The following is a 20,220-nucleotide window of genomic DNA, read 5'->3' on the forward strand; positions in this document are numbered from 1 at the left end:
TCACCACAGTTCACTGAAGAGGGCCAGCAGCGCGCCGAGCGCCAGGCAGGAGACGCCCGCGCGCAGCCACCGGTACTTGGCGGCGAGCACCGCCCCGTGGACGCTCGCCTGGTCCAGGAGCCAGGCGGTGGCGTCGCCGGCCGCTTCGGTCAGCCGTTCCCGCAGGGCGGTGACCGGGGGCCGGACGCGAGGGCGCGCAGGAGGGTGCGGTCGGCCCCGATGCGGGTGCGGGGCAGGACGACGGCGACGAGCATCAGCACGCCGGCGCCCCACAGGACGCCGCCGAGCGCGACGAGGACGACACCGAAGCCGCGGTGGGGCAGGGGTGTGGCGTCGCGGGCGAACACGACGGCGAGGAAGGCGATCGCTCCGGAGAGGAGGATCGCCGCCTTGGTGTCGGCCCGCCCTATGTCCTCACGGACGTTCGCGAGGAGCCGTTCGGCCATGTACCGGACGTCGTCGGCCCGGTCGGGGCCGGGGGCGGGGCCGGCCGGGGGTGGAGTGGCCGGCGGCGGGGTGGCGTTCATTCCTCGTCCCAGTCGTCGAAGTCGGCGCTGGGCCGGGAGGGCGTGGCGTACGGCCCCCGGTCGCGCCCCCGGTCCCGGTCCCGTTCGTCGAGGCCGCCGTCGAAGGCGCGGTCGAAGTCCCGGTCGAGGTCGCGGTCGAAGTCACCGTCGGGGTCGCGACCCGCACGGCGGCCCCGGTCGGCGCCGCGACCGTCGTCCCAGTCGTCGTCCCGCCGGCGGTCGCGCCGGTCGCGCCGGTCGCGCTCCCAGCCGGGCTCGATGTTGGTCGGTTCGTGGACGCGGCCGCTGTCGATGTCCCGGCCTCGGTCCTGGTCCCGCCGGTCCTGGTCCCGCCGCTCCGGCTCCTCGTCCCAGGGCGGGGCGTCCGTGTCGCGCGGGCGCCGGCCGTCGGTGAGGGCGAGCGGTTCGCTCTGCGTCGGCAGGTCGAGGACCCGGTCGGCGACGCCGCCCAGTACCTCGCCCGTGCTGTCGCGCAGCTGGTCCAGGGCCCGGCGCGTGACGTCGTCCAGGTCGTGGGGCTCGACGACGCCGCTGTCGATGAGCCGGGTGAGCAGGTTCAGGTCGTTGACCCGGCCGGCCCGCTTCTCCTCCAGGAGCTGGCGGCGGATCTCCCACTGCTGTTCGGGGTCGGTGGCCATGTAGTGGGCGATCTGGGCGATGTCGCCCTGCTGGAGCAGGATCCGCAGCTCCCTGGCCCGGTCGGCGACCAGCTGGCGCTCGTAGGCGTCCATCCGGCGCCGGCGCTCGGCCACGTTGCGGTCGACGCTCATGCCGACCATGGCGCGGCCGGCCTCGGCGACCTGCTCCTGGACGGTGCCGTCGAGGTCGATGAACACGTGGACGCGGGTGCGCAGCCCGAGGTCGCGGCCCAGGTCGAGGCGTCCGGCGCGCAGTTCGTCCCGTACGGCCTCGTCGGCGCGCTGGGCCTCGGTGAGGCCGAACCGGCGGGACACCGCGCGCAGCCCGTCGAGGAGGTCGTCGCGCAGGAGTTCGGCGACGTCCCACACCTGCCGGGTGACGACCAGGTGCGGGTCCTCGACCTCCCAGCGGACCCGGGCGGACGCCTGGAAGAACACGCCGTCGCCGGAGGCGGGCAGCGCGAGGTCGAATTCGGTGACGTTCAGGCCGAGCAGCACCTCGAAGACGGTGTAGGCGCCGCCGAAGAGGGGGGTGTTGTGGTCCTCCTTGCGGTCGGGCCACATCACGCGGTGGCCGCCGTTGCGGTAGAGGAGGACGGCGGCGACCAGGCCGCTGCGGCGTTTGTACGGGGGCTGGCACTCCCTGAGCAGTGGGCCCTTGGGGCGCGCGGCGCGGCCCAGCCGGTCGGCGCGGGCCCGGGCGGCCGGCGGGCGGGCCTGCTGGGCGGGCCGGCCCTGCTGTGCGGGGCGGCCGCCCTGCTGTGCGGGGCGGCCCTCCTGGACGGGGCGGCCGCCGTCCTGGGCGCCGTCGCCCGGCTGTCCCTTGGACTGACCGCGCTGCGGCTCCTTCCAGGGGCGGGGCTCGGCGCCGGCGCGGGCGCGGTTGCCGGACGGGGGCTGGTCGCCGGGCTGGGGCTGGTGGACGGGTCCGGAGTTCATCGCTCGGTTCCTTCCGACACGGCGTCCCACATGCGGCGCGCCGCGGTCTTGTCCAGGGGTTTGTCCCGGTCGCGCACGAGCTTGGCGACCAGGCCGCGCAGCCGGTCGCGGTCGCGGGGCCCGGTGACGAGGAGCGGCAGGAGGCCGCAGACGAGGCGCAGGGTCTCGGCGTCCTTGGCGGCGCGGCGCAGCAGGCCGGCGAGTCCGTCGCGGGCCGTCTCGCCGGAGCGGGGGGTGGCCAGGGCGCGGTGGACCAGTTCGGCCAGGTCGGGTGCCAGGTCGGGGCGGGTGGCGAGGAGTGCGACGAGGAGGGGCCGGGAGCCGTGCGGTTCGAGGGCCGGGACCTCGGTGAGGCCCCACAGGTGCGTGGTCCGCATGGTGAGGGTGCCGATCGCGGTCAGCAGGACCAGGTCGACGACGGGCCGGCGGCCGTCCTTGAGCCACTGCCGCAGGCGTGCGGTGACGGCCTCGGGTTCGGGCGAGGCGAGCAGCCGCAGGACGCTGAAGGAGGCGGTGGCGAGGACGTTCGGGTCTTCGCCGTCGTCGGCCCGGACGACCGAACCCAGCGCGTCGACGGAGGCGCGGACGGAACCGGCGGGCAGGGCGTAGCCGTGGGCGAGCACGGCGGTGTCGAGGAGGGCGTCGTCGTCGCTCTTGGCCCAGTCCTTGAGGACGGCGGCGACGGCGGGCCGGATCCGGGGGTCGCGGGCGGCCTCGGCGAGCGCGGTGGCGGCGGCCATGCGCGCCACGGGGTTGTCCACGACGGCCATGGGGCGGACGAGTTCGCCGAAGCCGTAGATCCAGTCCCAGGAGCACAGGACGCCGGCGGCGATGGAGGCGCGGACCCACACCTCGGGGCGGGGGTCGTCGCACAGTCCGCGCAGCCAGCGGGACAGGGGCCCGCGGACGTTGTGGTGGCCGTGCCAGACCTCTTGGAGGACCGCGGTGGCGAGGGCGTCGCCCTGGAAGCGGATGGTCCGCACGGGCACGCGGGCGGCGCCCAGGTCGAGTTCGCCGTCCTCCAGCACGGACCGGGCGACGACGGGCCGGTTCTCGGCGTGGGTGCCGAACAGGCGGCGGCCCACGGGCTGTTCGGGGTCGAGGGTGACGGCCAGTTCCCAGGCGAGGAGTTCGGCGGCCTCGGCGGTGATGCTGTACGCGGAGCCGTTGAAGACGGCCACGGCGATACGGAACGCGGCGGCGCTCAGGGCGGGCAGGGCCTCGGGGAGCGTGCCGGGCCGGTCGGCGCCCGCGAACCAGGCGCGGGCCTGGGCGCGGACGAACGCGGCGCAGTCCTCCAGGAGCCGCTCGTCGGACAGCTCGCCCTTCTGGCGGCGGGCGAGGTGGCCGGCGAGCCGGGCGGCCTCGCGGGGCCGCAGTTCGTCGAGGCCGAGGGCGCGGGTGACGTCGTCGCGGGAGGCGAGGGCGCGGGCCGCGTCCAGGGCGCCGTCGGGCTCGCCGCGCAGCAGGACGCGCAGGTGGCGGTGGAGCACCTCGGCGGGCGGCGGGGGCGGGCAGTACATGCCGTAGCGGCCCTGGAGGAGCCGGTCGGCGAGGTCGCCGCTCTCGACGAGGACGACGCCGTACGCGCCCTGCTCGCGCAGGAGTTCGCTGAACCGGTCGAGGTGGAGTTCGGTGAGGCGGCCGGGGGCGCGCCGGGGGGTGTCGCGGGTCTCGCCGCGGCGCGGCTCGGCGGGGAGCCGCTTGCCGTCGTCGGGCGGCAGCTCCAGGAGGTGTCCGTAGCCGCTCTTGAGGGCCTGCGGGTCGATCGCGTGGACGGCGGTGCTGGGGTCGAGGCGGGTGACCTTGTCGCCGGTCAGCTCGGAGAGGAGGGCGAGGGCGGTGGCGGTGCGGCCGCTGCCAGGTTCGCCGCACAGGACGAGCAGGCCGTTGGTGCGCAGGAGGACCTTCATGCGCTGGTAGCCGGTGGTCTCGCAGTAGACGTCGGCGAGGCGTTCCAGGGTCTCCTGGGGGACGGTGCCCCGGACCGCCGTGGGCGGTGCGCCGTCGACCCAGAACTGGGTGATGAAGGTGTTGTCCTCGAAGACCTGGCCGTCGCCGTGGATCTCGTAGCCGCGGTCGCCGCCGCCGCGCCGGAAGGTGTCTCGGGCGGCGCGGGCGGTGCCGGCGCCGCCGGTTCCGCCGGAGGCGCCGAGCGGGTTGCGCCCGGCCTGCTCGAAGGGGTTGGGCTCGGCGGGGCGGTCGCCTTCGGGGGTGTCCTTGTCGGCCTTCTGCTGGGGCGGTTCGGGCGGCTTGGGGTCGTCGCCGCGCTGGTCCTGCGCCGGGGCGTCGTCGTCGTGGTCGCTCATGCGCCGTCTCCGTCCCGGCCGCGGCTGTCCTTGCGGATGCCCGTGAGGCCGCCGTGGATGGTGTTGCCCTCGAAGACCTGGAGGTCCCCGCCGGCGTGGTAGGTGCGTACGGGCGCCGCCGTGGGCGGCGGTGGGCCGTCCCCCCTCCTCGGTCCACCGCCGCCCGGCAGGGCACCGCCCTTCTTCCCGCTCGCGTTCCCGCTCGCGTCCCCGTCCGCGGCGTCGTCCGCGAGGAGGGGCGGTGCCGGCCGCCTGGGCACGTGGAACCAGGCGGTCTCGTCGGTCTCCTTGGTGCGGACGCGGGCCGGCCGGTAGTGGCCGGGCTCGACGTACCGCCCGCCTTCGGAGACCACGTTGTCGTACAGCCACCCCGACACCACGACGAGGAGGTCGGCGTCCTGGGCCGTCGCCATGATCCGCTTGGCGACGGGGCTGTCGCACAGCCGGCAGGCCAGGTCGACGGCGCGCCCCACGAGTCCCCTGCCGTCGTCGAGGACGAGGCCGGCGTTCATGCCGACGCGCAGCCGCAGCGGCCGCTCGCGGCCCTGGTTGTGCTCGCGCAGGCTCTCGTAGAGGGTGTCGACCCACCGTCCGACCATCAGCGTGGGCGGCACGTCGGGGCGCAGCGCGCCGAGGATGCCGTCACCGCGGTCCTCCTGGTGGACGGTGCCGGGCTCGACGCCGACGGAGGCGTACGCCTCGCCGAACGCCTCGTACATGGCGGCGCGCATACGCCTCTTGGCCTCCATGCCGAGGGTCCCGGACTCACAGGCGTCCCCGAAGACGACCAGTCTGTGAATGGCTCCCGCACTGCTCACTCGGTCTCCCTGTGTGCCGTGGTGCTGTGGTGACAGGACCAGCCTGGCCGTGTGGGGCGGCCGGCGATGTAGCCGTTTACACACCCGGCGGAGATTTCTCCGCGGGTCCCGGTGTCCGCTGGCCGCGGCCCTGCGCGAGGAGCAGCAGGACCGGCATGTCGGTGACGACGACCCGGCGCTGCGCGGTGCGGACGACGTTCTGTTCGCGCAACTGGCGCAGGGCCTTGGCGACGGCCTCCCGGGTGGCGCCTATGGCCGCGGCCAGGTCGTGCTGGGGCAGCGGTATGTCGAGGACGGTGCCGCCGTCGCCGGGGCGGCCGGTGCGCCCGGCCAGCTCGGCCAGGCGCGCGGCGAGCCGCTGGAGGACGGTCGCCGACGCGAGGGCGCGGCGTTCGACGTCGGCGCTGCGCAGCCGCGTGCTGAGCTGGCGCATGATGAGCGAGGTGGCGTGCGGCCGGGAGGCCAGGAACCGCCGGAACCGGTCGCCCGATACGGACACGGCCTCGACCCGGCCGAGTGCCGTGACCGTGGCGCTGCGCGGGCCCTGGTCGACGGCGGCGAGGTCGCCGACGACCTCCCCGGCGCCGCGCAGGGCCAGGATCAGGCGGGCGCCGCGCTCGGTCTCGACGGAGACGACGGCCCACCCGGAGAGCAGGGCCAGGACGTACGCCGAGGTGTCGCGCTCGCGGATCATCACGTCGCCGGGGGCGTAGGTACGGGGGGAGCCCTCGGCGAGGAGGGCCAGGCGGTCCTGGCGGGTGAGGGCATCGAGGAAGGAGCGGTCCTGGCCGAACAGACTCATCCTGCACCCCTCCCCGTGACCATGTCCGGTGGCCCGTCCGGGCCACGCGCCGCATACCCGCGCATGCCGTCGAACACATGCCTACTCGCGCGCTTGTTCGTGTCTCTTGTCTGCTCAATTGCCCAGGACAGCAACGGTATTGACGTTGCGTAACTTCTTTGGGGTGAAGAACGCTAGGGGGGTCACCGAAGGCCCGTCAACAACGAGGGAAGCGCACAGGGCGCAAGACCGGCCGGCCATGCGCCCCGCGTGCTCCGCCCGTGCGCCCCATGCCCGGGGCATGCGCCCCGACCGCCCCATCCCTCGTGCGAGGCGCCCGGTGAAATCCGCTGGAGCGGTCATCCCGGCGCCGGAATACTCGTACGGGTGTTCCTGACGATCAGTACGACCGGTACCCCCGACCGCCCCGCGACCGACCTCGGCTTCCTGCTGCACAAGCATCCCGACAAGGCGCAGGCGTTCTCCACCTCCCACGGCACGGCCCACGTCCTCTACCCCGAGGCGTCCGCCGAGCGCTGCACGGCCGCGCTGCTCCTGGAGGTGGATCCGGTCGCGCTCGTCCGCCGCACCAAGGACGGCAAGGGCCAGGGCGGGAGGAACCGCACGCCCGACACGGCGCTGCAGCAGTACGTCAACGACCGCCCCTACGCCGCCTCCTCGCTGCTCGCCGTCGCCCTCGGCGGCGTCTTCTCCACGGCGCTCAAGGGACAGTGCGCGGCCCGCCCCGAGCTGCCCGGGCGGGCGATACCGCTGCGCGTCGAGGTGGCCGCGCTGCCCGCGCGGGGCGGCGCCGAGCTGGTGCACCGGCTCTTCGCGCCCCTCGGGTGGGCGGTGACGGCCGATCCGGTGCCGCTGGACGAGCGGTTCCCCGAGTGGGGCGACTCGCGGTACGTACGGCTCGTGCTGGAGGGCGAGCAGCGGGTCGCCGACGCGCTGCGCCATCTGTACGTGCTGCTGCCGGTGCTGGACGACGCCAAGCACTACTGGGTCGCGCCCGACGAGGTCGACAAGCTGCTGCGTGTCGGCGAGGGCTGGCTGCCCGGCCACCCCGAGCAGAAGCTGATCACCAGCCGCTACCTGTCCCGCCGCTGGTCGCTGACGCGCGAGGCGATGGAGCGCATGGAGCTGGCGCGGCTCGCGGCCGCCGACGACAGCGAGGTCGAGGAGATCGACAACGCCGTCGACGAGACGACGGACACCGAGGAGCGGCCGGTGCCGCTGGCCGTGCGGCGCCGCGAGGCGATCCTGGCCGCGCTGCGCGCCGCGGGCGCGAGCCGGGTCCTCGACCTCGGCTGCGGCCAGGGCCAGCTGGTGGCGGAACTCCTGAAGGACCCGCGGTTCACCGAGGTCGTCGGTGTCGACGTGTCGATGCGGGCGCTCGGCATCGCCGCCCGGCGCCTGCGCCTGGACCGCATGGGCGAGCGCCAGGCCGCCCGGGTGAAGCTGCTCCAGGGCTCGCTGGCGTACACGGACCAGCGGCTGAAGGGGTACGACGCCGCCGTGCTCAGCGAGGTGATCGAGCACGTCGACCTTCCCCGGCTGCCCGCCCTGGAGTACGCCGTGTTCGGCGCCGCCCGCCCCGGCACGGTCCTCGTGACGACGCCGAACGTCGAGTACAACGTGCGCTGGGAGTCCCTGCCGGCGGGCCATGTCCGCCACGGCGACCACCGCTTCGAGTGGACCCGCGCGGAGTTCCGCTCCTGGGCGGACGCCGTCGCCGAACGGCACGGGTACGCCGTGGCGTTCGCGCCCGTCGGCCCCGACGACCCCGAGGTGGGCCCGCCCACGCAGATGGCGGTGTTCACCCTGGCGGACCCGCCGCCGACCGCCCCACGGAACACGTCCACGCACACGGCGACGGACCCGACGGCGGACCCGACGGCGCACACCGCGGCGCACGCGTCGCAGCCCACCCGACCCACCCCGAACACCACCCAGTCCGCGAAGACCGAGTCCACGAAGGAGGAGAAGGCCGCATGACCACCGACGCCGTCACGGAGCCCGCCGTCCGGGAGCCGCGCACCCTGCCCGTCACCGACCTGTCCCTCGTGGTCCTCGTCGGCGCCACCGGCGCGGGCAAGTCCACGTTCGCCCGCACGCACTTCAAGCCCACCGAGGTCGTGTCCTCGGACTTCTGCCGCGGCCTCGTCTCGGACGACGAGAACGACCAGAGCGCCACCCGCGACGCGTTCGACGTCCTGCACTACATCGTCGGCAAGCGCCTCGCCGCCGGGCGGCTCACCGTGGTCGACGCGACGAACGTGCAGCCCGAGGCCCGCCGCGAGCTGGTCCGGCTGGCCCGCGAGCACGACGTCCTGCCCATCGCGATCGTCCTCGACGTACCGGAGGAGGTGTGCGCCGCCCGCAACGCCGCCCGGCCCGACCGGGCCGGCATGCCCCGGCACGTCATCGGGCGCCACCGCCGCGAACTGCGCCGCTCGCTGCGCGGCCTGGAGCGCGAGGGCTTCCGCAAGGTGCACATCCTGAACGGCGTCGAGGAGATAGCGGCCGCACGGGTGGTGCTGGAGCGGCGGTTCAACGACCTGCGCCATCTGACCGGCCCGTTCGACATCATCGGCGACATCCACGGGTGCAGCTCCGAACTGGAGACCCTGCTCGGCAAGCTCGGCTACGAGAACGGCCGCCACCCGGAGGGCCGCACCGCCGTGTTCGTCGGCGACCTCGTCGACCGCGGCCCGGACAGCCCCGGTGTGCTGCGCCGCGTGATGGACATGGTGGCGTCCGGCGACGCACTGTGCGTCCCCGGCAACCACGAGAACAAGCTCGGCCGCTGGCTCAGCGGCCGCAAGGTCCGGCTCACGCACGGCCTCGCCGAGACCGTCGAGCAGCTGGAGCGCGAGGACGACGCCTTCCGCGCCCGGGTGCGGGAGTTCATCGCCGGCCTCGTCAGCCACTACGTCCTCGACGAGGGACGGCTCGTCGTCTGCCACGCGGGCCTGCCGGAGAAGTACCACGGCCGCACCTCCGGCCGGGTCCGCTCGCACGCCCTGTACGGGGACACGACCGGCGAGACCGACGAGTTCGGGCTGCCGGTGCGCTACCCGTGGGCCGAGGAGTACCGGGGCCGCGCGACCGTCGTCTACGGCCACACGCCCGTACCGGACACGTCGTGGCTGAACAACACGATCTGCCTGGACACCGGTGCCGTCTTCGGCGGGCGGCTGACCGCCCTGCGCTGGCCGGAGCGCGAACTGGTCGACACCCCGGCCGAGCGCGTCTGGTACGAGCCGGTCAAGCCGCTCGCCGCGGACACCCCCGGCGGGCACCAGGGCCGTCCGCTGGACCTGGCCGACGTGCACGGGCGGCGCGTCGTGGAGACCCGGCACGCGGGCAGGGTCGCGGTGCGCGAGGAGAACGCGGCGGCGGCCCTGGAGGTCATGAGCCGCTTCGCCGTCGACCCGCGCCTCGTGCCCTACCTGCCGCCGACCATGGCGCCCACGGCCACCTCGCACCTCGACGGGTACCTGGAGCACCCGGCGGAGGCGTTCGCCGGGTACGCCGCGGACGGCGTCGCGCGCGTGGTGTGCGAGGAGAAGCACATGGGCTCGCGGGCCGTGGCCCTGGTCTGCCGGGACGCGGCCGCCGCCCGTGAGCGGTTCGGCGTGGACGGGCCGACCGGCTCCCTCTACACCCGCACCGGACGGGCCTTCTTCACCGACGAGGCCCTGACCGAGGAGGTCCTCGCGCGCCTGCGGGCCGCGGTGTCGGCCGCCGGGCTCTGGGAGGAGCTGGACACGGACTGGCTGCTCCTGGATGCCGAGCTGATGCCGTGGTCCCTGAAGGCCGGCGGTCTGCTGCGCTCGCAGTACGCCGCGGTGGGCGCCGCGTCGGCGGCCGCGTTCCCCGGTGCGCTCGCCGCGCTGGAGGCGGCCGCCGCGCGCGGTGCCGACGTCGGCGAACTGCTGGCGCGCCAGCGGGAACGGGCGGCGGACGCGGCCGCGTTCACCGACGCCTACCGCCGGTACTGCTGGACCACCGACGGCCTGGACGGCGTGCGCCTCGCCCCCTTCCAGCTGCTCGCCGCGCGGGGCCGCAGCCTGGCCGCCCTGCCGCACGACGAGCAGCTGGCCCTGATCGACCGGCTGGTGGCGGCCGACACGACGGGACTGCTCCGGTCCACGCGCCGCCTGGTCGTCGACACCGGCGACGAGGCGTCGGTGCGGGCCGGCGTCGACTGGTGGCTCGAGCTCACCGGTGAGGGCGGCGAGGGCATGGTGGTCAAGCCCCTCCAGGCGGTCACCCTCGACGGGCGGGGCCGGCTGGTGCAGCCGGGCGTGAAGTGCCGCGGCCGCGAGTACCTGCGGATCATCTACGGCCCCGAGTACACCCGGCCCGACAACCTCCGGCGGCTGCGCTCCCGCTCGCTCGGCCACAAGCGCTCGCTCGCCCTGCGCGAGTACGCGCTCGGCCTGGAGGCCCTCGACCGGCTCGCCGCCGGCGAACCCCTGTGGCGCGTCCACGAGGCGGTGTTCGCCGTCCTGTCCCTGGAATCCGAGCCGGTCGACCCCCGCCTGTAGCCCCCAGTGGTGCGGCACCCCACCGGGCGCCGCACCACGAACGGCCCGGCGCACCCGTGCCGCCCCTCCAGACGCCGCACCCCCACGCCCCGCACGCGCCGCGCCCCCGGCCGAACCCGCACCACGGGCGACCCCACAACCGGACGCCGCACCACGGACGTGCCCGGCGAGCGCCGCACCCTGAACAGCCCGGCGGGATCTGCACCACGAACGGCCCGGCGACACCCGCACCACAGGCGGCCCCCACCGAACCGGCACCACGAACGGCGCGGCGGGCACCGCAACCGGACGCCACACCACGGACCGACCCGCCGGGCCCCGCACACCCGACGGCCCGGCGCGCCCGCACCACAACAGGTCAACCGGGACCCGCACCACCGCGGCCCGACAGGCACCGCAACCGGACGCCACACCACGGACCGACCCGCCGGGCCCCGCACGCCCGACGGCCCGGCGCGCCCGCACCACAGCAGGTCAACCGAACCTGCACCACCGCGGCCCGGCAGGCCCGCAACCGGACGCCGCACCACGACGGCCCCGCACCCCCGCACCCCGGTGCCGCGCCCGGTCGGCCCGGCCGGGCGCCGTCTCAGGCCAGTGTCTGGACCAGTTCCCGGCGGGTCGCCGTGTGGACGAGCCTGGCCCGCGCTCCGTTGACCAGCGGCAGGTAGGGCGGGACGTGCCCGCACTCGACGTCGGCGACGATGGGCACGCCGAGCGGTCCGAGAGCGTCGAGCACGGCCTCGTGCTGGGTGAGCGAGTCCCTGCCGGGCGCCGAAGTGCGGCCCACGATGACGGCGTTCGCGGCGTCGAAGAACCCGGCGAGCCTCATCCCGTGCAGCGCGCGGCAGATGGAGAACGCGTTGTCCTCGGACGCCTCCACATAGACGAGCAGTCCCTCGGGGGCGTGGGCCCGGGCGAAGGCCGACACGTCACCGTACGGCGTGCCCGCCACATGGCAGAGCGTCTCGACGCAACCGCCGATCAGGCGGCCCTCCACCTCCACGTCACCGTCACCGTCCAGCCTCGTCCAGGTGCCGACGCTGTCCAGGGTGTACTCACCGATCTCCGGGTCGGCCCGCCAGTCGTCCCAGCCGGAGGCGCGGTGGCGGCCGGGCGGGGTCTGGGTGAAGCTGCCGCCCGCCGGCGTGGTCACGACGTCCAGCCACGAGAGCAGCCCCTGGGGCACCCGGTACGGGGTGTCCATCAGGTTGTTGCCGTGGAGGGTCGCGTGGCCCGTCAGCAGGGTGAGCGGGGTGAGGAGCGTGGAGATGTCGGAGAAGCCCACGAACCAGGTCGGTTCGGCATCGCGCAGCAGGTCCCAGTCGAGCAGCGGCAGCAGGTCGATGGCGGTCTCGCCGCCCCACGGCGGCACCACAGCCGCGATGGAGGGGTCGGCCAGCATCCGCGTCAGCTCGGCCGCGCGCTCCGCGGCGGGGGCGCTGACATGTCCGGAGCCGTCCATGCAGCTGCCGAGGACCACCTCGTACCCACGCGACTCCACGACACGGACCGCCACGTCCAGTCGCTCGCGCAGACCCTTGTCGACGCCGCTCGAAGGGGAGGTGACGGCTATGCGGTCGCCGGCACGCAGAGGCTGGGGGTATCGAATAGGCATGGCGTGAGTCTGACATGGCGCTTTTCGCCGCCGCCCGCCGTTTTCCCCCGGCGCCCAACGCCACGCGGGGCCCGTCGACTTCGAACATCGTCAACCTGATCGTGACCGACCGTGACCGCCGCCCGGGGCCGGTCGTTGGCTCGGCGGTGCCGGACCGCCCGGCCCGCGCGCCGGCGGCAGCTGTCGGCGCGTCGCTCTCTTGTCGCCCTCCCCCATCGGGAGGGCCTGGGCCGAGGAGGCCGCGATGTCCCAGGAAGCCGTGCCCGAACAGGCTGTGTCCGCGCAGACCGTGCCCGCGCAGGGCCTGCCCGAGCCGGGCGCCGGCGCCCCGAAGGGTCTGCTCCAGCAGATGGAGGAGTTGATGGCGGCGCTCACCGCCGACCTGTCGCAGCTGGACGCCGACCTTCAGTCCTCGTCCGCAGGCTCGTCCTCCGCCCACGGCCCGGCCGGGACCGGTGGTGCCGGCCGGACCGAGGCCCGCGGTGAGACCCGCACCGACGGCGCCACCGACCGTCTTCTCTGACGACCGCGGCGCCTCCAGCGCCGTCACGACCCCGCCGCCGAGTCCGCCGGGTCCACCATGTCGAGCCGCTCCCGGTCCGCCCGTTCACGGACCGGGCGCCCGTCCTCCGGGTGGTCGCGCGCCGTCCCGGGAGGTCTCGCCCGGCCCCGGACCGTGAGCCGGCGCAGCATGACCCGGACCCGGTCGCTCGACTCGTCGGCGGCGTCGATCGCCTCGATCGACTGCCAGTACAGCCCCTCCTCGTCGGTGGCGCAGGCCACGCCGACGAGGGCGATCCCCACCTCCCCGAGCAGCGCGCCCAGCGCGAGCAACGTCTCGCGCATGTCGGCCACTTCGGTCAGGTGCGCCGCCCGCGCCCCCGTGCGCCGCGCCGGGTGGTCGATGCCCGGGCCGCCGCGTCCGCCGATCTCGCTCAGCGCACGCGCCTCGCCTCTCAACTCCTGCGGCCCGCACAACGCCAGGTGGTTGCCGATCGCCTGTGCGAGGCACTGGGCCTGCCAGGCCGCCACCAGGATGTCCAGTGCCGCCGTGCTTTCCGCCAGGTCACGCCGACTCAGCGTGACGAGCCGCTCCGCATCCATGTACGCCGCCCCCGTTCGTACGACTTTCCGCTCACTGACTCACTACCCAGAGTGAAGCTGTCCGAGCATAAAAGCCAGGGGAATTCGGAAATCTGTGGACACGAAGCTCAGTGTGAATATCTCGATCACTCCGAAGAGTGACGATCACGGTCCGTGTCCCGCCCGGGCGGCCGTCCGGCGGGGAAGCGCAGCTCGTTCCGGTCGATCTTCGCGGAGAGCGCCGCCAGCGGGTCGATGCCCATGACCCCGCAGAACTGGAGCAGATAGGCGAGCACGTCGGCGACCTCGTCGGCGACCCGGTGGGCGGTGTCCGGGTCGTCCATGACCCGGTCCGCCTCCTCCGGCGTCAACCACTGGAAGATCTCCAGCAGTTCGGCCGCCTCCACGCTGAGCGCCGAGGCCAGGTTCTTCGGGGTGTGGTAGGGCTGCCACGCGCGGGCGGCGGCGAACTCGGCCAGCCGGCGCTGCAGTCCCTGTACGTCCAGTTCCGTCACGGCCTCAGGTGTACCACCGTCACCCCGTCGCACTCCCGCGCGGCCTGCGCACCGGTCTCGCCCACCGTGCCGATCAGACGGATGTGGCCCTCCGCGCAGATCGCGGCGGCCAGTCCCGTCAGCTCCCGCGCCTGCCGCCCGTCCAGGCCCCGGTCGAGGCCGTCCGCGAGCACGGTGAGGGCCTGCATCGCGCCCGGCACTTCGGCCGCCTGGTCGACTGCCAGCACCCCGGGCCCGGTCAGCAGGACCAGCGCGAGCGCCAGGTACCGTAACTCGCCGTCCCCGAGCCGCCCCAGAGGCGTCCCGGCCGGCCGCACGCCCCCCGCCGCTCCGCCTGCCGCGCCCGCCGCATCCCGGACCGCGTCCCGCCCGAGGACGGCCCGCACCGTGCCGTCCGCCAGTTCCTCGACGCGCACGTCCCGCACCGGCCCGGCGCACCCGGCCCGCGCCAGGGCGGCCAGGCGGGCGTGGCGGCGGGGGCAGTCGTCACGCGTACGGTGCAGCACCTCGGCGAGGTTGTCGCAGCCCCGCCGCAGCCGCCCCTCCCCCTTGGCCACGGGTTCGCGCATCCGGTGGGGTTGCGGGTCGCAGGGGAACACCGAGCGCAGCGCGACGACCATCTGTTCGGCCGCCGCCAGCACCCGCAGCTGCCCCTCCGTCTTGCCGGCCACGCGCAGCGGCAGCAGGGCGGTGGCGAGCCGGTCGTCGGGGAGGGGCGCGCGGGTCACCGGCGCCGCCCCCGCCGTGTGCCACTCGGCGTGCACCACCCGCCGCCCGGGGTCGCGCAGCGCCGTGGTGAGGAGGGTCCGCCCGTCGCCGCCGGTCAGCCGCTCGCCCACCACGCGCAGCTGGGGTTCGGCCTGGACGGCGAGGTCGAGCCGTACGGGTCCGGCCGGGCCGTCCGCCGTGCAGCCGATGCGGAAGCCGCGCCTGCCCTGCGCGTCGGCGGCGGCCCGCTCGGGGACGCAGCCGGCCGGATCGGGGAACGCCCTGCCGAGCGCGGCGCCCGCGCCGAGCCGGGCCAGCGCCTCGTACGCCAGGAGGGCGCTGGTCTTGCCGCTGCCGCTCGCCCCGGTGAGCAGGGTGAGCGGTCCGAGCGGGATCACCGCCCCGCGATGCGACTTGAAGGCCGACAGCCGCAGCTCGGTGACGACCGGCCGGTCGGGCCGGGGCGTGCCGGTGAGGCGGATCACCGGGCGGACGGGGCGGACGGGAGGGCGGGCGGGGCGCGTGGCGCGGGCGGCACGGGCGCCACGGGCGGTGGAGTCCATGGTCGGCCACCGTACGAGGGCCCCGCGAGCTGAACCGTTCCGCCCGAACAGGCTTCCTGCGAACGGGGGACTGCACCGGCCGCCCCGGTGCCGCGGTCCGCCGCGGCCGCTCCTGGACAGCAGGCCGGCAGGACCGCGGGCCGCGGGTTTACGCGTGCGGAACCGCCGCCGCGGCCGCTCCCTCGACCTCCGTACCGGCGGGCGCGAGCAGGAACACGTTCCGGTCGACGCGGTGCATCGCGCTGCCGAGGCCGAAGACGACACCGCTGCTGAAGTCCAGGATGCGCTTGGCGACTTCGGTGTCCGCGCTGGTCAGGTCCAGCAGCACGGGGATCCGGGCGACCAGGTACTCAGCGACCTCACGCGCGTCCGCGAAGACCTGGACGCGCAGGACGACCATGCGGCGCTGCGCCGCGGCCTCGTGGTCCTGCGGCATCGTGCGGTGATCGACCCTGGACGGCCACTCGTCGCGCCCCCTCAGCGGGACGACCTGCGCCAGGCCCTCCCACTGTTCGTCGGTGACGTCGTACCTCTCGTACCTACTCATACGCCCATCCTGGCGCCCCTCACCCGTTCGGCCCAACTCCGACACGGCTGTGGAGCGGACGCGTTCCCTCACCTTCCGGGGCCGGCGGATGGTGAACAGCGGTGCGGTGAAGGTCAGTCCGAGGTCGTGGCCGGCTCGGCGAACCGGGGAGGAACCCGCGACCGGGGGCCGAACGGTTGAAGGGCGGACCACCTTCCCTCGAGGTACCTCCGCCGGTTCGGCGGGCCCGGCGGAGTTCTGCGAGGCTGGAGGTGTCCGTCTCGGCGAGGAGGACCCGACATGACGGTCACCAGGCCCGCGGCGGTGTTCGACCGCGACGGCGAATGGGACGCCCTGGTCGCCTTCGCCTCCGATCCCCGGCCCGAGCCGCGGCTCGGGGTGGTCTCGGGGCGCCTGCGGCAGGGCAAGACGTATCTGCTGGACGCCCTCGCCCGGTCCCTGGGCGGCTTCCGGTTCGCCGCGGACGAGGCGGTCGAGGCCGAGTCGCTCCGGCGGCTCGCCGAGCGGCTGGCCGAGCACACGGGCACGGAGCCGGCCGGGCGGTGGCGGGGCTGGGAGGACGCGGTGGACGCGCTGCTGGCGCTGGGCGAGCAGCGGCCCGTGCCCGTCGTCCTCGACGAGTTCCCGCATCTCGTCCAGCAGAGTCCCGCGCTGCCCGCGGTGCTCCACGCCGCGTACCGGCGGATGGCGGACGGCGGGCGCGGCAACCGCGTACGGCTCCTGCTGAGCGGCAGTTCGCACGTGATGATGAAGCGGTTGTTCTGCGGCCCGTCGCCGTTGAAGGCCTTGGTGGGCCTGGACCTGGAGGTACGGCCCCTGGGGTTCCGGGACGCCGCTCGGTTCTGGGGCGTCGGCGACCCGCGGCTCGCGCTGCGCGTGCACGCGGTGGTGGGCGGCACGCCCGCCTACCGGCAGGCGTACCCGGACGGCGGTGTCCCGGAGGGGCCCGAGGACTTCGACGCGTGGGTGTGCCGGACCGCCCTCGACCCGCGGATGCCGCTCTTCCACGAGGCGGAGCGGCTGGTGCACGAGGAGACGGACCGCTGGGACCGGGCGCTGTGCCACTCCGTGCTGGCCGCCGTCGCCCTCGGCTCCGTCACGCCGGGCGACGTCGCCGGCCGGGTGGGGGCCTCGCTGGGCGACGTGTCGCACGCGCTGGCACTGCTGCGGGACTCCGGGCTGCTGGCCGGTGAGCCGGACGCGCTGCGCCCGCACCTGACGCGGCTTCGGGTCGCCGAGCCCCTCCTGGCGTTCGAGCACGCGGTCGTCCGGCCGCACCGCGACCGGCTCGGCGACCCGGGCGGCGGGGACGCACGGGAGCCCGCCGAGGCCGTGTGGGCGCGGGCCCGGGACGTGTTCGAGTCGACGGTCGCGGCCGCCGGGTTCGCCGAGGTGTGCCGTACGTGGGTACGGGACCACGCCGCGCCCGGCACGTTCGGGGCCGCGCCGGCGGGCGCGGCACACGGATCGCTGCCGGACGCCGGGGGCGCGGGCCACGGCATCGACGCCGAGGTCGTCGTACGGGGCCCGGGCGACGGCCCCGGGGCCCGGCCGGGGCGCCTGCTCTCGGTCGGGTGCGCGCGCTGGGGCGAGGCCATGGACCTGCACCACCTGGAGCGGCTGCGGCGGCTGTTGTCCCTGCTCGCGGAGCGCGGCGAGGACGTGGGCGGCGCCGTGCCGGCCTGCTACAGCGACGCGGGATTCGGTCCGGCGCTGCGCGCGGCGGAGGCGGCGGGCGAGGTGGTCCTCGTCGGGGCGGACCGGCTGTACCACGGCGACTAGGTGGTGTCCGGCGGGGTCTTCCCCTGCCCCACCCCTTCCCGAAAGCGGTGGCTCCGCCCCCGGACCCCCGTATCGGGCCTGAACGGCCCTCGTCCTCGAACGCCGGGCGGGCTCCCGTCAGCGCGGGCGCCAGCGGCGTTCCTCACCCGGGTCCTTGCCCTGGTCACGGCGTGGAGCGGACGACATCAGCCAGGTGACGGTCCTGCTGATGTCCGACGACGAGACCACGCCGACGAGCCGTCCGTGCTCCACCACCAGCACCCGGTGCTCGGCACCGGACTCCATGCGGGGCAGCAGATCGGCCAGCGGGTCGTCCGGGCCCACGACCGTGACCTCCGCCAGCGGGACCATCACCTCGCCGACCAGCACCGACGGTCGCCGCGCCTCCGGTACGGCCAGCGCCCGGTCCAGGGGCATCAGGCCGACCGGGCGCCCGGCCCCGTCCTCGCCCCCGTCCTCGCCCCCGGAGGTGTCCTCCTCGACGGCCGGGAACGCGGAGTGGCGGTACCGGTAGCGCGGGTCGGCCAGGAACCGCGCCACCGACATGGCCGCCGGCACCGTGACCGGCCGGGCGGTCATCGCGTGCCGCACCGGAACGCCCGCCAGGACGCCCCTCAGCTGCGCCTGCCTCCCCTCCACGGTCGCGGCGGCCACGAGGAACCAGCCGACCAGCGCCAGCCACAGCCCGCCGTACGACCCGGCGCGCAGGAACAGCAGCAGGCCCGCCGCCACCAGCAGCCAGCCGAAGACCCGGCCGGCGCCCGTGGCCCCGGCGGTCGCCTTCAGCCGGTCGCCGGTCCGCCACCACAGCAGCGCCCGCAGCAGCCGCCCGCCGTCGAGCGGCGCGGCGGGCACGGCGTTGAAGACCCCGAGCAGCACGTTGATGGCGGCCAGCCAGACCACCGCCTCGACCAGCACCTCGTGCGCCGACACCACGGCGAGCAGCCACGCGCCGAGCGCGAAGAACCCGCCCAGCACCAGGCTGACCAGCGGGCCGACACCGGCGATCCGTACCTCGGCGGACGGGCTGTCGGCCTCCGAGTGCAGCCGCGCCGCGCCGCCCAGCAGCCACAGCACGATGTCGTCGACCTCCACGCCGTTGCGGCGGGCGACGACGGCGTGCGCCAGCTCGTGGGCGAGCAGCGACCCGAAGAACACCAGGGCCGTGACGAGCCCAGCGGCCCAGTACAGCAGGGGTGGATGGCCCGGATAGGCGTCCGGGAAGCGGCCCTGCGCCAGGCCCCATACGATGAGAGCAAAGATGAAAAGGACGCTCCAATGGACGCCGATGCGGACGCCGGCGATGCGTCCGATGGTGAAACTCGCCCGCACAGCTGCCACCTTCTTCTCCGTCAGCTCCATGGTGCGCGCCCCCGGCGCGCCGGGCATCCGCAGTGCGCACCGGTCCGTCCGCGACGCAGGAGGCCGACATGCGGTTCACCGATCGTGTGAGCGCCGGGCAGCAGCTGGCCGAGGCCGTGGCACGGCTGAGCCTCGACGACCCCGTCGTGCTCGGGCTGCCGCGCGGCGGGGTCCCGGTCGCGCACGAGGTGGCCAAGGCCCTCGGCGCGCCCCTCGATGTCGTCGTCGTCCGCAAGCTGGGCGTGCCGTCCCATCCCGAACTGGGCTTCGGAGCGATCGGTGAGGGCGGCGTGCGGATCCTCAACGACTCCGTGGTCGCGGGGGCGCGTGTCGGCCCCGATGCACAGGCGCGCGTCGAGGAGACCGAGCGGGCGGTGCTGGAGGAGCGGCTGCGCCGGTACCGCGGCGAGCGGCCCGCGGCACCCGTCGCGGGACGGACCGCGGTGATCGTCGACGACGGCATCGCGACCGGGTCCACCGCGCTGGTCGCCTGCCGGGTGGTCCGCGCCCACGGGGCCGCGCGGGTCGTGATGGCCGTGCCGGTCGCCCCGCCGGACGCGGTGCGACTGCTCCGGACCGAGGCCGACGAGGTGGTGTGCCTGTACACGCCGGACTGGTTCTCGGCCGTGGGGCAGTGGTACGACGACTTCTCGCAGACGAGCGACGACGAGGTCACCCGGCTGCTCGCGGAGAGCCGCGGCACCGGGCCGGAGTCCGGCCCCCGGGCCGAGCCGGGAGCCGGGCCCGGAGCGGCGCCCGCTCCTGGGGCTTCCGCCGGGCAGCCCGCCGAGCAGGCCGTCCGTATCGAGGTGGACGACGTCCAGCTGGACGGCGACCTGGTCCTCCCGGAGGGTGCGCCGGGCGTCGTGGTCTTCGCGCACGGCAGCGGCAGCAGCCGCCGCAGCCCCCGCAACCGGGCCGTGGCGGCCTCACTGAACCGGCTCGGCCTCGGCACCCTGCTGTTCGACCTGCTCACCGACGAGGAGGGCGGGAACCGCGAGCGGGTCTTCGACATCCCGCTCCTGGCCCGGCGTCTGAGCGGCGCCACGGAGTGGCTGCGCCGCGTCCACGCCCGGCCCGTCTGCTACTTCGGCGCCAGTACGGGGGCGGCGGCCGCCCTGCACGCCGCGGCGGAGCCGGACGCGGACGTCGCGGCCGTGGTGAGCCGCGGGGGCCGTCCCGACCTGGCGGGCGACCGGCTCGCGGACGTACGGGCGCCGACGCTGCTGATCGTGGGCGGCGCCGACGCGCCGGTGCTGCCGCTGAACCGGCGGGCCGCGGAGCAGTTGCGCTGCGAGCACCAGGTCGAGGTGGTGCCCGGCGCGACGCACCTGTTCGAGGAGCCGGGTGCCATGAGGCAGGTCGAGGAGCTGGCGGGTTCGTGGTTCACGGCCCACCTGCCGGGGGCGGCGGTCGCCGGATGAGGGGCGATCCGTTGCAAATCGGGACGCCTGGGCCCTTTACGCGTGCG

The 20,220-nt window shown here is 75.2% G+C and carries 17 protein-coding genes; 5 read left to right on the forward strand and 12 right to left on the reverse strand.

Features of this window, described 5'->3' with window-relative positions; all coding sequences use genetic code 11:
* From ABEB09_RS35110 to ABEB09_RS06585, 6 genes are all read right to left on the reverse strand, one after another.
* Positions 1–165 (reverse strand): Pycsar system effector family protein, encoded by a 165-nt coding sequence (locus tag ABEB09_RS35110; protein WP_486389096.1) that lies wholly within the window; start codon positions 163–165, stop codon positions 1–3.
* Positions 150–527 (reverse strand): Pycsar system effector family protein, encoded by a 378-nt coding sequence (locus tag ABEB09_RS06565; protein ID WP_345688013.1) that lies wholly within the window; start codon positions 525–527, stop codon positions 150–152. The genes ABEB09_RS35110 and ABEB09_RS06565 overlap by 16 nt, the downstream gene beginning before the upstream one ends.
* On the reverse strand, positions 524–2,104 hold the full coding sequence (locus tag ABEB09_RS06570; RefSeq protein ID WP_345688015.1) for a sensor histidine kinase family protein: 1,581 nt from the start codon (positions 2,102–2,104) through the stop codon (positions 524–526). Before ABEB09_RS06570 ends, ABEB09_RS06565 begins: the two co-directional genes overlap by 4 nt.
* Positions 2,101–4,413, reverse strand: a complete 2,313-nt coding sequence (locus tag ABEB09_RS06575) for a hypothetical protein (RefSeq protein WP_345688017.1) — start codon at positions 4,411–4,413, stop codon at positions 2,101–2,103. The genes ABEB09_RS06570 and ABEB09_RS06575 overlap by 4 nt, the downstream gene beginning before the upstream one ends.
* A complete protein-coding gene (locus ABEB09_RS06580; RefSeq protein ID WP_345688019.1) occupies positions 4,410–5,231 on the reverse strand; it encodes a hypothetical protein in 822 nt (273 codons plus the stop codon). Before ABEB09_RS06580 ends, ABEB09_RS06575 begins: the two co-directional genes overlap by 4 nt.
* Before the next feature lie 76 nt (positions 5,232–5,307).
* On the reverse strand, positions 5,308–6,033 hold the full coding sequence (locus ABEB09_RS06585; RefSeq protein ID WP_345688021.1) for a Crp/Fnr family transcriptional regulator: 726 nt from the start codon (positions 6,031–6,033) through the stop codon (positions 5,308–5,310).
* A gap of 366 nt (positions 6,034–6,399) precedes the next feature.
* Between ABEB09_RS06585 and ABEB09_RS06590 the strand changes: the two genes are divergently transcribed.
* Together ABEB09_RS06590 and ABEB09_RS06595 are read left to right on the forward strand one after the other, a co-directional pair.
* On the forward strand, positions 6,400–8,013 hold the full coding sequence (locus tag ABEB09_RS06590) for a 3' terminal RNA ribose 2'-O-methyltransferase Hen1 (protein WP_345688023.1): 1,614 nt from the start codon (positions 6,400–6,402) through the stop codon (positions 8,011–8,013).
* Entirely contained in the window at positions 8,010–10,571 is a 2,562-nt protein-coding gene (locus ABEB09_RS06595; RefSeq protein ID WP_345688025.1) for a polynucleotide kinase-phosphatase, read from the forward strand. The genes ABEB09_RS06590 and ABEB09_RS06595 overlap by 4 nt, the downstream gene beginning before the upstream one ends.
* Before the next feature lie 589 nt (positions 10,572–11,160).
* Here ABEB09_RS06595 and ABEB09_RS06600 read toward each other — a convergent pair.
* Positions 11,161–12,189 carry a S66 family peptidase gene (locus tag ABEB09_RS06600; RefSeq protein WP_345688027.1) on the reverse strand — a complete coding sequence of 343 codons (1,029 nt, stop codon included), beginning with the start codon at positions 12,187–12,189 and terminating at the stop codon, positions 11,161–11,163.
* Positions 12,190–12,433: 244 nt separating this feature from the next.
* Here ABEB09_RS06600 and ABEB09_RS06605 point away from each other — a divergent pair, with 244 nt between their 5' ends.
* Positions 12,434–12,712: a hypothetical protein gene (locus tag ABEB09_RS06605; RefSeq protein ID WP_345688029.1), complete on the forward strand. Its 279-nt coding sequence runs from the start codon at positions 12,434–12,436 to the stop codon at positions 12,710–12,712.
* Between the two features lie 23 nt (positions 12,713–12,735).
* Here the strand turns inward: ABEB09_RS06605 and ABEB09_RS06610 are convergent, their stop codons facing one another.
* From ABEB09_RS06610 to ABEB09_RS06625, 4 genes are all read right to left on the reverse strand, one after another.
* On the reverse strand, positions 12,736–13,293 hold the full coding sequence (locus tag ABEB09_RS06610; protein WP_345688031.1) for a DUF6099 family protein: 558 nt from the start codon (positions 13,291–13,293) through the stop codon (positions 12,736–12,738).
* A 125-nt stretch (positions 13,294–13,418) separates the two neighbouring features.
* Positions 13,419–13,787, reverse strand: a complete 369-nt coding sequence (locus ABEB09_RS06615) for a nucleotide pyrophosphohydrolase (protein WP_345688033.1) — start codon at positions 13,785–13,787, stop codon at positions 13,419–13,421.
* Positions 13,784–15,058, reverse strand: a complete 1,275-nt coding sequence (locus tag ABEB09_RS06620) for an AAA family ATPase (RefSeq protein ID WP_345688035.1) — start codon at positions 15,056–15,058, stop codon at positions 13,784–13,786. Before ABEB09_RS06620 ends, ABEB09_RS06615 begins: the two co-directional genes overlap by 4 nt.
* Before the next feature lie 148 nt (positions 15,059–15,206).
* On the reverse strand, positions 15,207–15,605 hold the full coding sequence (locus ABEB09_RS06625) for a cell division protein SepF (protein ID WP_345688037.1): 399 nt from the start codon (positions 15,603–15,605) through the stop codon (positions 15,207–15,209).
* Between the two features lie 279 nt (positions 15,606–15,884).
* Here ABEB09_RS06625 and ABEB09_RS06630 point away from each other — a divergent pair, with 279 nt between their 5' ends.
* On the forward strand, positions 15,885–17,387 hold the full coding sequence (locus ABEB09_RS06630) for an AAA family ATPase (protein ID WP_345688039.1): 1,503 nt from the start codon (positions 15,885–15,887) through the stop codon (positions 17,385–17,387).
* A 117-nt stretch (positions 17,388–17,504) separates the two neighbouring features.
* Here ABEB09_RS06630 and ABEB09_RS06635 read toward each other — a convergent pair whose 3' ends face one another.
* Entirely contained in the window at positions 17,505–18,749 is a 1,245-nt protein-coding gene (locus ABEB09_RS06635; protein ID WP_345688041.1) for a site-2 protease family protein, read from the reverse strand.
* A gap of 68 nt (positions 18,750–18,817) precedes the next feature.
* Between ABEB09_RS06635 and ABEB09_RS06640 the strand changes: the two genes are divergently transcribed.
* Positions 18,818–20,173, forward strand: a complete 1,356-nt coding sequence (locus ABEB09_RS06640) for an alpha/beta family hydrolase (protein WP_345688043.1) — start codon at positions 18,818–18,820, stop codon at positions 20,171–20,173.
* Positions 20,174–20,220 lie beyond the last annotated feature (47 nt).

Source organism: Streptomyces coeruleoprunus (genome assembly GCF_039542925.1).
Taxonomy (GTDB): domain Bacteria; phylum Actinomycetota; class Actinomycetes; order Streptomycetales; family Streptomycetaceae; genus Streptomyces; species Streptomyces coeruleoprunus.